Annotated in this window: 11 protein-coding genes; all 11 read right to left on the bottom strand. The window is 53.8% G+C overall.

The features are described 5' to 3' along the window. Positions 1-16 precede the first annotated feature (16 nt). On the bottom strand, positions 17-2,800 hold the full coding sequence (locus AC1Z3F_RS05200) for a DEAD/DEAH box helicase (RefSeq protein WP_483566713.1): 2,784 nt from the start codon (positions 2,798-2,800) through the stop codon (positions 17-19). Between the two features lie 29 nt (positions 2,801-2,829). Next, complete coding sequence (tatC, locus tag AC1Z3F_RS05195) at positions 2,830-3,696, bottom strand: twin-arginine translocase subunit TatC (protein ID WP_131088192.1); 867 nt, start codon at positions 3,694-3,696, stop codon at positions 2,830-2,832. 9 nt (positions 3,697-3,705) lie between these two features. Further along, on the bottom strand, positions 3,706-3,921 hold the full coding sequence (tatA, locus tag AC1Z3F_RS05190; RefSeq protein ID WP_131088191.1) for a Sec-independent protein translocase subunit TatA: 216 nt from the start codon (positions 3,919-3,921) through the stop codon (positions 3,706-3,708). A gap of 32 nt (positions 3,922-3,953) precedes the next feature. Continuing rightward, the gene (locus AC1Z3F_RS05185) at positions 3,954-4,313 is read right to left on the bottom strand and encodes a hypothetical protein (RefSeq protein WP_131088190.1); all 360 of its coding nucleotides are present in this window, start codon (positions 4,311-4,313) and stop codon (positions 3,954-3,956) included. A 3-nt stretch (positions 4,314-4,316) separates the two neighbouring features. Next, a complete protein-coding gene (locus tag AC1Z3F_RS05180; protein ID WP_131088189.1) occupies positions 4,317-6,314 on the bottom strand; it encodes a helix-turn-helix transcriptional regulator in 1,998 nt (665 codons plus the stop codon). Positions 6,315-6,407: 93 nt separating this feature from the next. Continuing rightward, a complete protein-coding gene (locus AC1Z3F_RS05175) occupies positions 6,408-6,803 on the bottom strand; it encodes an FKBP-type peptidyl-prolyl cis-trans isomerase (protein ID WP_131088188.1) in 396 nt (131 codons plus the stop codon). A 33-nt stretch (positions 6,804-6,836) separates the two neighbouring features. Continuing rightward, positions 6,837-7,772, bottom strand: coding sequence for an FKBP-type peptidyl-prolyl cis-trans isomerase (locus tag AC1Z3F_RS05170; protein ID WP_131088187.1), 936 nt, complete (start codon positions 7,770-7,772; stop codon positions 6,837-6,839). A 120-nt stretch (positions 7,773-7,892) separates the two neighbouring features. Further along, positions 7,893-9,266, bottom strand: coding sequence for a Pup--protein ligase (gene pafA, locus AC1Z3F_RS05165; RefSeq protein ID WP_131088186.1), 1,374 nt, complete (start codon positions 9,264-9,266; stop codon positions 7,893-7,895). Positions 9,267-9,343: 77 nt separating this feature from the next. Further along, a complete protein-coding gene (locus AC1Z3F_RS05160; protein ID WP_131088185.1) occupies positions 9,344-9,529 on the bottom strand; it encodes a ubiquitin-like protein Pup in 186 nt (61 codons plus the stop codon). 62 nt (positions 9,530-9,591) lie between these two features. Then, positions 9,592-11,208: a depupylase/deamidase Dop gene (gene dop / locus AC1Z3F_RS05155; protein ID WP_262197794.1), complete on the bottom strand. Its 1,617-nt coding sequence runs from the start codon at positions 11,206-11,208 to the stop codon at positions 9,592-9,594. After that, complete coding sequence (arc, locus tag AC1Z3F_RS05150) at positions 11,205-12,860, bottom strand: proteasome ATPase (protein ID WP_483566938.1); 1,656 nt, start codon at positions 12,858-12,860, stop codon at positions 11,205-11,207. Before arc ends, dop begins: the two co-directional genes overlap by 4 nt. Positions 12,861-12,971: the final 111 nt, after the last annotated feature.

The raw sequence follows: 12,971 nt of genomic DNA, 5'->3' as shown, positions 1-12,971 counted from the left end.
CTAAACCGCGTGGGTATTAGGCCAAGACATTTGAGTAGGCCACAACTCCGCGCTTGACCTGGTCGACAGCCTTATAGGCATTGCGCACAAGCATCGGAGGCAACTCAGGGTTCTTGGCAAACTGATCCAGGGTGTCGATGACCTGTTTTGCCCAGCGTACAAAGTCCCCGGGCGCCATATCTGTGCCACGCAATGCGCTGTTCAAGCTTGCTCCTCTGGCCCACTTGTACATTGGCCAGATCAAGCCCGACTCAGGTGGCGCAGTTGGATCAAGGCTTAATGCTTCCTCTGCGTCAGAGAGCTCGCCCCAAATCTTGATCGTGCTATTCCAGATGTCCGCGATCTTGTCGGTAGGCATCTTTGGATCTGCACGGTCCCCGTCACGACGTGCCTGATAGACCAAGCTGGCTACCACTGCGCACAATTCGTCAGAGTTGAGCTTGGTGAGCTTGCCGGTTTCTAGGATCTGGCTGGTTAGCAAGTCTCGATCGCCGTAGATCCTGCGCAAACGCCGGCCGGAATCAGTCAGCGTGAAACCTTCATCATCTTCATCAGGAGTAAGATATTCGAACTGCTCCAGAACCTTGCAGACCTTGTCGAATTCCGTAGCAATGGTATTGGTCCGCCCGCGGATCGCTCGACGAGCTTTCTCAGTATCCTTTTTCAGCTTCCAATACCGGTCAGCCCAACGCATGTGCTGGTCTTTCTCGGAGCACGAATGGCAAGGATGATCTTTGAGCTGTAGACGCAGCTCATTGATTTCGCGCTCGGTTGAGTCCGCACCTTCGTAATTGAACCCCTGCGCATCCAGACGCGGTGGACGTTCCTCATAGACAGCATTGTGCAGGGAGGCCGTTAGATCGCGACGCTCCTTGGGCGTACGTCCGCTGAAACCTTTAGGGATGCGAATCCGAGAAATGATCTCTACCGGACCGGTCAGGTCATCAACGGACAAACGTCGAAGCTGACCTTCTTCGGTGAGAACGGTGTGGCGCGGGTTGTACATGGCGGTATCAAGTTCGATCACTACGGCTCGGCCGAATCGACGGCCACCTGGCAGATCTACCACATCACCGCGCATTACTGCCTGCAAGGAGCGTTCGGCAGCTGAGCGTCGCTCGGTGCGCCTGCTCTTTGCGGCGTTCTTTTCCATGGTGGCTAAATTGCGCTGTAACTTCAGATATTCCGTGAAGTCGCCCAAATGGCATTCCATGGACTTGGCGTAGCCGGCCAGTGACTCTTCCTTGGAGCGGACCTGTCGTGCCATGCCAACCACCGAACGGTCGGCTTGGTACTGTGCAAAGGACGATTCCAAGATTTGTCGTGTTTGTTCGCGTCCAAACTGCGCCAGCAGGTTGGTGGACATGTTGTAGGTCGGGCGGAACGAAGAATTCAGTGGATAAGTACGCTTTGAGGCCAGACCTGCGAGGGATTCTGGTTCAAGCTCCGGATTCCATACAACGATGGAGTGGCCTTCTACGTCGATACCGCGACGTCCTGCACGCCCGGTGAGCTGGGTGTATTCGCCGGAAGAAATTTGTACGTGGGATTCACCGTTGAACTTGACTAGCTTTTCCAAGACCACTGAACGGGCTGGCATGTTCACGCCTAGCGCCAAGGTTTCGGTAGCGAATACAACCTTGATGAGGTTTCGTGCAAAGAGGTCTTCCACGATCTCTTTGAAGATCGGCAGTAGTCCGGCGTGGTGTGAAGCGAAGCCTCGAACCAGACCATCTCGCCAGGCCCAAAATTCGAGAACGTCGAGGTCCTCGCTCGGAATCCGATACGAGACTTCTTCGAGCGCCTGCGCAATTTCTGCTGCTTCTTCATTAGTCGTCAGGCGAAGGTCGGCCATGGCGCACTGTTGCACAGCCATATCGCAGCCCTTGCGAGAGAAAATGAAGAAGATCGCTGGAAGCAATGATGCACGGTCTAACTTGCCAATAACCGAGGGACGGTTGACTCTTTGGCCGAAGCCAGAACCACGCTGCGGTCCTCGACTGCCTTTTCCGCGGCCGCGCTGAACGCGTCCACCGGAATTGTGGGTACGGACCAATTTGCGCAGTTCAGGGTTAACGCTGGCCTTCGCTTCGCCTTCTGCCACCTTGTCGAAGGAAACGTCTTCGGCAAATAGGTCAACTACGTTGGAGCCCACCATGACGTGTTGGAACAGCGGAACAGGTCGGTGCTCCGAAACGATAATGTCGGTCTGTCCACGCACGGTATCTAGCCATCCACCAAATTCTTCGGCGTTGGAGACAGTGGCTGACAGGGAGATGATTTGCACGTTCGACGGAAGGTGAATGATCACTTCTTCCCACACCGCGCCACGGAATTTATCCGCTAGGTAATGGACTTCGTCCATGATGACGTAGCCAAGACCGTCCAGTGTCTGAGAGTCGGCGTAAAGCATGTTACGCAAGACTTCAGTGGTCATGACGACAATCTGAGCTTCAGAATTGATTGAGGTATCACCGGTGAGCAGGCCAACGCTTTGCGCACCATAACGATTGACCAGTTCCGAATATTTCTGGTTGCTCAGGGCTTTGATCGGGGTGGTGTAAAAGGCTTTACGGTTTTCCCGCAATGCCTGGAAGATGGAAAATTCACCGACTACGGTTTTGCCGGCACCGGTTGGCGCAGCAACAAGAACGCTGTGCCCCTCGGTGACCTTTTGGCAGGATTCGGCTTGGAATGGATCCAATTCGAAAGAGATGCTGGCACGAAAATCAGGTAATGCAGTGCCCTGCTCGACCTGCCGTGTCTTGGAAATCGCGTATCGTTCCGCGGGTGAAGTCACTTGTGGCCGTTCTCTTTCTCGCCGATGAATTACAGCTGTGAGTTGGGTTCGTCGAGAGGACTAGGTTCTTGGATGTTCGAGGAATTTCCCTGCGCCATCCGCTCGTTTTCAGCGTCTAACGCCGCTTGCTTCTTGGCACGCTTCTTATCGTTGAAGTGACAGAAGACCGTAGCTGCTGCAAAGGTCAAGAAGAGCGGACCGGCCAAAGCGAACATCGTAATCGCGTCGCCACCAGGAGCAGCCATTGCGGCGACCAAGGCAATCAGGAAGACAGTGATACGCCAGTTCTTCAGAATGACCTTGGCCGGCAGCACGCCTACCAAGTTCAGTCCAACCATCAGCACGGGCACAAGCATTGCGCAACCGAAAGCGAGCAGAAGCCGAATAATGAACGGCAAATACTCGTTGATGTTGATCAGGTTAAGCGAGTTCTCCGGAGCCAGGCTGATGAAGAAGTGCAGGGCGAATGGCAGCACAAAATAAGCCATCGCAACGCCGCCGATAAATAGCGGAACCGAGACTGCGACGAAGCTGTAACTGAGGCGTCGCTCGTTCTTTTTTAGACCTGGAACGATAAACGCCCAGAGCTGATAGAGCCAGACCGGCGATGAGATCAGAATTCCGACGAACAGCGCAACCTTGATCATGATGTCGAATGGCGACATCACGGCCGTGAAGTTCACTGACCCGCCAGCGGCCTCAACCGGAGCGATAATCAGCTCAAGAAGCCAGTCGTAAAGGAAGAATCCTGCGACAGTGCCCAGCGTCAATGCGATGAGCGATATAAAAAGGCGGTTCCGGGCTTCAATCAGATGCTCTTTAAGAGACATCCGCCCTTCTTCGTCCTTGACCCGCTTTTTCTTAGTGCGCGGTGTCTTGTCTTTATCTATTGCCACTGAGGAAGTCTACGAGTTGTTCTTTTCGTTTGGATTCTGTTCGTTGACGGTGCCGTCAACAGTCTCAGATTTGGGATCGTCGTCCTTCATCTGGCGCACCTCAGACTTGAAGATGCGAAGCGACTGACCCATCGAGCGAGCCAAACCTGGAAGCTTTGGAGCTCCGAAAAGAAGCAGTGCCAAAACGATAATGACGACTAAGTGCCATCCCTGTAAACCACCCATGTGATTTCCCTTCTCTCAAACTAAAGTCTACGTCAGAACAGGCGAAGATCGCGCATGTTCTGAGCTTGGCCACGTTCTGCACGACGGGTGACCCGACGTACCCGGCGGGCCTCGATCCGTTCGACCTTACCTATGCTGCGCTGGGCACGAATCTCCTCTGGATCACCGTGCGTGGCGTCGGTGCCGTGAGGATAGCGTCGCGTGTTCTCGGTGTACGCAACGACCGTGCCAGGCTGGCTCAGCCCAGCACTAACATGATCTGCAGCTGCGCCTAAGGCGTCGACTACTGACATGCCGCGTTTGAACAGCCTGAAGCCTGCGAGCACAGCAAGTAGCAATGTCGCCAAAGCTAGGACAGTCCACAATAGGACCCAAAACCACCAAGGAAGCATCTATCAATCCTCATACATTCCGATGGCCTCGTCCAGCCACAGCACAACTTGTTCGCGCGTAGCGTCAGGAGAGACCACAGCCAGTTTACCGCCATGGCGAGCGATCAATGGCGCTGCAACCTGATGATCTGAGAACCGGACGGTGGCCAGATAGCCATTCTCGACCTTACCGGTGGACCATGAAACTGGATGGAACGCCTCAATCACCGGCAGAATATCAGCATCAACATAGAGAATTACCTCTAGATCTTCGGCCTGTGACTGATAGTGAAGTTGCACATCTTGTTGATCATCGTGTCGCGGCGTGACGTCGAACTGTTCATCAAGCGTTTCTGCGCTTAATACTCGATCGACACGGAAAGTTAGCATGCTTTCACGAGTTCGGCACCACGCCCGCAGGTATTGAACTGACCCATCTTCGATCATTCGTACAGGTTCCACGTCGCGCAGTTGGTGAGTTCGAGAACTAGCGGAGTAGTAATCAATGCGAACTACGTTTTGCTTCTTGACGGCCTGAACCAGTTGTTGCGGGATGTCATTCTCACGAGCCTTGGACAGAGCGAAGCCCAACGCGCCGTTCCACCCCTCAAAACGGGCCACCGCCGAATTAACCTTGCCCAGGGCAGAAGCCAGAACATCTTGATGCTCAAACTCTGGGATGCTCGCCAGTGCGTTCAAACCGCCAAGCACGGCAACTGCTTCCATGGGCGCAAGTTTTTGTGGCTCAGCCAGCAGCGCCGCATTGGAAATAGTGACTGTGTCAGACTCTAAATCCCCGTCGTTGACGTTGATCAACTCGTCGTGCTGTCCGTTCGGGACACCACACATCATGATCATGGCCAATTCTTCGCGGATCTTGGCAACGCTCATGGAGTAGCGTGTTGCCAGTTCTTCGATTCCTACCGCACCATGGGCCGCGACATACTGAATCATGTCGATATTTCTCATGACTTGGGTGGTGGTAGTTCCACGCCCGGTTGCCCTGTTGGGGCGGAACTTCGCCTGCGAGTAGCTATCAATCCCCTGCTGTGCGACCTGGGTGGCCCGAGCCGCGCTCAAGCACAGCTGAACCTGCTCCGCTAGGTGCGCCGGTGAGAGGACTTGGACGGCCGGCCCATAAGCGGCAAGTTCTGCGGCAAATGATTGTGGGTCCGAATAGCCAATCTGAAGTTGCGGGTTATCACTGTTCCCGTTCAGCGACTGTGCACGTAGTGGGATCGCCTCATCGCTGTGCAGCTTGATGGTGGCAATATGTCCCGGGTGCTTCAAATCAAAATCTTGCAGCACCTGATTCATCGAAAATTCAACGGGCCGCTGATGATATTCGCTCGTCGTTCCGCTATGCCGGGAATTTGTGAATTTTCCTTGCACTCGTGACAGGCGGAAAACACGGACGTCCTCACGACTGTGATCAAATCCGGTGAAGTACCAGTTACCGTAGCGCTGCCCGATCCCCCAAACATCCACGTTGCGTTCGGTCTGAGTGCCTTGCGAAGAAACGTAAGAGAACTTCAGGGTCTTGCGGTTAAACACCGCCAGCGCACATTCTTTGAAATTTGGTTCGTCCATGGACAAGCGTGGCACCAGCGAGCCCGCGAGCGGAGAAACCGGTGGCGTCGATTCAAGATGTCCGGTGACTCGTGCCGCCGCGTTCAGACCCAGAGCCTGTAGCTTGGTGTCTTTCCATAGGCTCGCAGCCAGGGCAATCATGCCGGCCTCTGCAGGGCTGAATTTCACTGGGGGTAAGAACCAGTCAGTTGTATCTAGGCTGTAGTACGGCACGCCGTCAATAGACTCTTTGTTCAGCTGCAGACCAAAGTCATTGCGAATCTCGTCTTTGAGTCGGTCTAAGGCCTTCTCGCGGGTATCGGCTGAGCCGTCTGGCACGAGGTACTCGCCGATTAGATCGGCGTTGAACTTCCGGGACTTGGTAGCCAGGGCATAGATCAGGCTGGTTAGGCGTTCTGCCTTGCTTGGTCCGCTGGATTGCTTTGTGCTCACGTGCTTAGACTAACCAACTTTCTACCTTACTGAGAGCTTTTAAGACAGCTATGGCCCCGATTGTTATATCGGGGCCATAACAACGTCGTCGAATTACTTGGTTCCGACGAGATCCACTACGAAGATCAATGCTTCATTAGGACCGATGGCACCTGGGGCGCCACGCTCACCGTAGGCAAGGTTGGACGGAATATCCAGGCGGCGACGACCGCCAACCTTCATACCCAGCAGGCCCTGATCCCAACCCTGGATGACCATACCGACTCCAACTGGGAAGTCCAAGGTCTCGCCACGGTTCCATGAGGAATCAAATTCCTCGCCGGTGGACCAGGCAACACCAACATAGTGTGCCTGAACGGTGGTGCCAGGAGTAACTTCAGCGCCGGTTCCCTCGACCAGGTCGGTGATGACCAGTTCTTCAGGAGCGTCGGTGCCTGGGAAGTCGATTTCCGGCTTGGTGCGGTCGTAGTTGCGTTCTCCGAACGACATAGTCACGGCCTTTCTCAGTCGTGGTTAAGACGATTACTTGCTGTCAGCAGCAGTAACTGATTCCAATTCTACGTAAAATACCAGTGGTCCGGTTGGCGAACCGTTGCTCGAGGTATTTCCATAAGCCTTATCGGCTGGGATGGTCAGCAGAACCTTAGAACCGGCCTTCAGACCAGTCATGCCCTCGGTCCAGCCCTTGATCACCTGATCAAGTGAGAATTCGGTGGAATCCTTGCCGAAGTTGCCGTCGAATTCCTTACCGTCTGCCCAGGTAACACCCGAGTACTTGGCCTTGACCTTAGAGGTAGCGGTGGCTGCTTCGCCCTTACCCTCTTCAAGGACGTCTACTGCCAAATCTTTAGGAGCTTCAGTGTCCTTAGGAATGGTGATGGTCGGCTTGTCGTCGGTGACCTTGACGGTAGGAAGCTTGCCTTCCTTCTTCTGCTTGGCGACGTCATCCTTGCTCATGGTGCCGCTGGCAGTGGTGCTGTCTTCAACATGCAAGACGATGATGCGTTCAGCCTTGGCGCCTTCTGCAGGTTCTGCGACCGAACCATCAGCCTGCTGAGTGCCTTCAACGGTGGAGTAAGCGATCCAGTCGCCTACCTTAGAGTCTGACAAACGCTCGTAGAGCTCCGGCATCTGCTCCTTCATCGTGTCATCAACCGTCATGTCGGTCGCTGCACCAGTGAAGTTTTCGCCAGCGGACAACCCGTCAATCGCCTTGTACAGGCCCGACTTGATTGAAACAGTATCGCCAGGGTTAACGTCAGCGCCGTCGCCCTTCTTGATATTTACTGCCTCGTCCTTGTCCGTGACAAATGGAGTATCGAAGGAAACCTCAGGTGCCGTCTTGTCGTCGGCTGCTGGCTTGACCGAAATCTTGGACAAATCTGAAGAGGAACCTGAACCGCAAGCTGCTAAGGCTAGAACCGAAGCGGTTGCGCACAATGCCAATACTTTTCGCACGAATCTACTTTCGTTGAAATCAAAAAATGAAAATTTACTCAGATACTCGCTCTGCAAGTATCAAACTCACTGCCTACCACCCTAGGTAGGGTAGCTGTGAAAAGTCTTTCCGCCCGCTGGTTACGCTCGCTGACTCATCAAGTCAATAAGCCTATCCACTTCAGGGTCGTTGACCGCAAATGGATCCTTACACAGCACTATTCCCCCGGGTTCATCCTCATATTTCATGTGAACCCAGTCGGCGCTGTAACGGCGTCCGTTGGCACGTGCTGCGCGAATGAATTTGCTCCGAATCGCAGCGCGTGTCGTTGCAGGTGGGTTCTCCACTGCCTGACGAATCTCGGCATCACTAACCACACTATTGGCCAGTCCCCGGCGTTTAAGCAGGTGGAAAAGACCGCGTGCAGGGTCAATATCGTGATAGGTCAGATTCAGCTGAGCTAGTCGCGAGGATGAAAGCTCCAGAGAGTTCTTCTGAGCATACCCCGTCAAGAGTTTGTGCTTGATGGCCCAATCAATGTCTTTGTCGATCAATGAATAATTCTGAGTCTCAATGGCGGTCAGTGTCCGCTCCCAGAGCTCAAGAACTGTATCCACTTGATCATGGTGGGCGCCGTGGCGTGCCACAAATTCTTTGACTGACTCAAAAAGGATCCACTGAATTTGCAGTGCAGTCGGCTCGTCGCCACCCATCAGCCTGACGACGGTTTTTCCGTCAAAATCATGGGAAATCTGACGGATCGAACGAATCGGATTTTCAAGGCGAAGGTCATGATAAATTTCGCCAGATTCAATGAGCCGAAGCACAAGATCGGTGGCACCAATCTTAAGCAACTGCGTTGTCTCACTCATGCTTGAATCGCCCACGATGACGTGCAAGCGACGATGGTACTCAGCATCGGCATGTGGCTCGTCACGGGTATTAATGATGGGGCGAGAACGGGTGGTCGCTGAGGACACACCTTCCCACATGTGATCGGCACGTTGAGAGAAGACAAACTTTGTCTGATCGTCTTCGGTGATCAGGTGACCTGCACCGCAGAGCAACTGCCTAGTAACCAAGAACGGAATGAGCATGTCGGCTAGGCGCTTAAACTCGATCTTCCGAGGAATCAGATAGTTCTCATGGCAACCGTAAGAATTACCAGCCGAGTCAACGTTGTTCTTGAACATGTAGATCCGGCCTTCGTGGCCTTCTTCTAGCAGCTGGTCCTCGGCCTGATCTACCAAATCAAGCATGAACGCTTCGCCGGCACGGTCATGGGCAATTAGCTGCTTGAGCTGATCGCATTCGGCCGTGGCATATTCAGGGTGTGAGCCGACATCCAGATACAGTCGTGACCCGTTTTCGAGAAAAACGTTCGAGCTTCTCCCCCAGTTCACCACTGGCTTAAATAAGTGCCTGGCGGCATCTTCTGGGGTCAGCCGACGTCCGTCCGATGGGACATAGGTCAGTCCGAATTCGGTTTCAAGACCGAAAATTCTGCGATCCACGCGTGGTTACTTCCCCTCGACTGCACAGTTACTTGGAGTTGATGACAGATGAGCTATGCCCCATGGGCATTAAGGCTCTACTGACCACCCTTTTGCACAAAACCGCGAACAAATTCTTCGGCGTTAGATTCAAGAACCGAGTCAATCTCATCAAGCAGGTCATCGACCCCAGCGGACTGAGCGTTGGTATTTACCTGAATCTGTTCAGTTTCCTGCGACTGATTCTGAGTTGAACGGCGAGCTGAGAAGCTTTCCTGAGTCATTACTATCTCCTAAAATCTTGAATCTCGACTAAGACCTGAGACTCATGTCTATTCTGCGCTGTTTAGCGACGACGAGCTAATTCATCAATAAAATCTGAAATCTGCAACTGCGCATCAAACAAGTCGCCCACGCTCTCTCGCGTTCCGTACAGCGGCTCAGCCATATGGAAACGACTAATCTGCCGAGCGCCTGGAACTGCGAAAGACAATGCATCCCAGTTCGCGGCAATCACATACGGGGCATACCGTTGCAGGGCCATTCCACGCAGATATGCGCGGGTGTCTTCCGGCGGGTTGGTTACTGCTTGATTGATTTGTTCTTGGCTAAACAGGGTTTGCATCGCGCCTCTGGCTGCCATTCGGTAATACAGACCCTTGTCGGTGCGCAAGTCAGCCCACTGTAGATCCATCATTGCGACTCTAGGGTCAGCCAATGACAACTGGTGACGTTGGGTAAACCCGTTGATGAGCTTGTACTTGGCAATCCAATCGACCTGATCCGCGGCTAAAAATGGATCACGCTCAAGGAGCTCAAGAATATTTTCCCAGCGCTCCAAGATTTCGGCAGTGTCTGGATCGTCGATTCCACGCTCGGTGCAATACCTTTGACTGGCTTCTAGATAGAGCCGCTGAATCTCAATGGCGGTGAGTTCACGTCCACCTCGGAGCCTGACCTTTGCCTTCAGGCTAGGGTCGTGGCTAATTTGCTGAAGTGCGTCAACTGGTTCGGCCAGTTCAAGATCCGGAGCCATATTTGCTTCAATCAGCGAGAGCACCAGATTGGTTGTTCCAACTCGAAGCAACGTCGAAATTTGGCCGAGGTTCGCGTCACCAATGATCACATGCAGTCGACGATATTTGTCCCAGTTTGCATGGGGCTCATCGCGGGTATTGATAATTGGACGGTTGATGGTCGTTTCTAGACCGACTTCAGCTTCAAAGAAGTCGGCACGTTGCGAGATCTGAAAGGCTGGTTTTTGCCCAAGCATGCCCTGCCCTACTCGTCCGGAACCGCAGAAGATTTGTCGGCTGGCGAAGAACGGGGTCAGACCTTTGACAATGGAGGAGAATTCGACCTCGCGAGGAACGAGATAGTTCTCGTGCGAACCGTAGGAAACGGACTTGTTATCAGTGTTGTTCTTGTAGAGCAACAGTTCACCGCCACCTAAGCGTTGCGCCGTCACTGCCGCGCGTCGCATCACCTCATCGCCGGCTTGATCCCACAAGACTGCCGCACGTGGAGTTAAGGATTCAGGGCTGGAGTACTCGGGGTGCGCGTGGTCCACATAGAGCCTTGCTCCATTGCCAAGAACCATGTTCATGACAACTTCGGTGGAATCTTTCTCTTGGTACAGAGTTGACCCTACGCGCGCATCATTTCCATCTAAAGCGATGGACTCGGCAGTCCAGATCCCAGGCTCGTCCAAACCCGGTTCAGCGTCGGTGAGCTGGCTTGGATGTGCCTGATCTCGGTCCATGGCAAAACCACGGGCATCCTGCAATGGGGATTCGTCGGCATAGTCCCAACGGGCTGCTGTGGCACTTGTGCTCTGCTCGGCAACTAACTGCGCATAGGCATCAACAATCTGCGCCGAAAGCACCGTGGCATTGGCCTTGGGCATCTGCGGGCGAATAATGCCGTATTCGGTTTCTAGCCCTACTAGGCGGCGTGCACTCATGAGGCGGCCTGGTGGTTAACCAAAGAGCGAATGTTGCTAATTCGCTCCCCCTTGCGTCCTGAAATTCTGGCCCAGTCATCCGGGTTGGTGGTGTTTGGCATGTCCTCGTGTTCAGCAAATTCTTCGCGAACCGCACGCAACAGGTACTCCATTTTCAGACCGCGTTCGCCCGAGGTTATCAGTGCCTTGATGGCATGCTTTTTTGCTCGGTCAACGATGTTGTGAATCACTGCGCCCGAGGCAAAGTCCTTGAAGTAAAGAATCTCGCTGTCGCCGGTCACGTAGGTGACCTCTAGGAATTCGTTGATCCGCTCCGTTGAATACATCGCGGACACCGTTGAATCAATCATCCGGCGGATGGTCGCTGATGCATCGCCTGAGTCAGCTGACAGTTCGGTCTGATGCAATGGAAGCTTGGTGGTTAGATACTTGCTGAAGATCTCTGTCGCACCAGCTGCATCGGGGCGCCGAATCTTGATCTTCACGTCCAATCTACCTGGACGCAAAATGGCTGGGTCGATCATGTCTTCACGGTTCGAGGCACCGATAACAATGACGTTATCCAGGCGTTCAACACCGTCAATTTCTGCCAGCAGCTGCGGAACAATAGTGGTCTCGACATCCGAAGAGACACCTGTACCGCGGGTACGGAACAACGCTTCCATTTCGTCAAAGAAGACAACAACTGGATCGCCATGCAGAGCCTTTTCACGGGCCCTGGCGAAGATCAACCGGATATGACGCTCGGTCTCGCCCACGTACTTATCTAGAAGCTCTGGCCCCTTGATGTTCAAGAAGTAACTGCGGGAACTGTTGCCCTCTTTACGCTCCAACACACGCTGGGACAGCGAGTGTGCCACAGCCTTGGCAATCAGCGTCTTACCGCAACCTGGAGGCCCGTATAGCAGGATTCCCTTAGGCGCGCTCAACCCGTGTTCGCGGTACAGCTCTGGGTGAGTGAAGGGCAATTCGACCGAGTCTTTGATGGCCTCGATTTGCGAGTTCAGACCACCGATATCGGAGTAGGCAATCTCCGGAACTTCTTCAAGAACCAGTGACTGCATGTCGGTCAGCTGCACGCGACTAACCGCCATGCCACTGCGTGAGTCAACGGTGAGCTGGTCACCAACCCGCAAATGCGTTTTGCGCAACGGGTCCGCTAGTTCGATAACGCGTTGGTCATCGGCTCGTGCCATGACCACGGCAAGATTATCGTCCAACAGTTCCTTGACGGTGACCAGTTCGCCGGTTTCTTCAAAACCTAAGGCAGCCACAACAACCAGCGCTTCGTTAAGCAAAACTTGCTGGCCGATAAGCACTGAGTCGAAGTCCATCAAGGGACTAACGGCGACTCGCATTTTGCGTCCAGAATAGACAACGTCAACGCCTTGGGCACCCGTTGACTCAATTCCTTGACCTGCTTCGGGGTGTTTACGTGGGTGCTTGGCTACGACCGTGCCATAGCTGAACGGGGTGTCCCCATCTCTTTCCAACGCGGACTTCAGGGTAATGATCTGCTCACGCGTAGTCTCCAGCAGTGCAACCAGTCGCTGGTTATTGCCGCTAAGCCCGGAAAGTTGCTTGTCGAGATTGCGATTCTTATCGCGCAGTACATTAACTTGGCGTTCGGTCATTTGCAGACGCTCGGCCATTTGTTCTGTCTCGTGATGTTCGTTCACGTTCCAACTCCCAACTTGCAACGTCGCTGGCTATCAAAGCAACAGCGAGGCTCTCCGGTGCTTGGCGCACCGTCTTGTATCCAT

Source organism: Glutamicibacter sp. MOO4, assembly GCF_056934395.1.
Note: the sequence above shows the minus strand (reverse complement) of the source record. Positions and strands in the feature narration are given on the sequence as shown.

Bases quoted from the DNA above. Each gene is read 5' to 3' on its own strand.
- arc (WP_483566938.1), bottom strand. From the start codon at position 12,860: ATGGCCGAGCGTCTGCAAATGACCGAACGCCAAGTTAATGTACTGCGC.
- AC1Z3F_RS05175 (WP_131088188.1), bottom strand. From the start codon at position 6,803: ATGTCGTTCGGAGAACGCAACTACGACCGCACCAAGCCGGAAATCGAC.
- dop (WP_262197794.1), bottom strand. From the start codon at position 11,208: ATGAGTGCACGCCGCCTAGTAGGGCTAGAAACCGAATACGGCATTATT.
- AC1Z3F_RS05160 (WP_131088185.1), bottom strand. From the start codon at position 9,529: ATGACTCAGGAAAGCTTCTCAGCTCGCCGTTCAACTCAGAATCAGTCG.
- AC1Z3F_RS05185 (WP_131088190.1), bottom strand. From the start codon at position 4,313: ATGCTTCCTTGGTGGTTTTGGGTCCTATTGTGGACTGTCCTAGCTTTG.
- tatA (WP_131088191.1), bottom strand. From the start codon at position 3,921: ATGGGTGGTTTACAGGGATGGCACTTAGTCGTCATTATCGTTTTGGCA.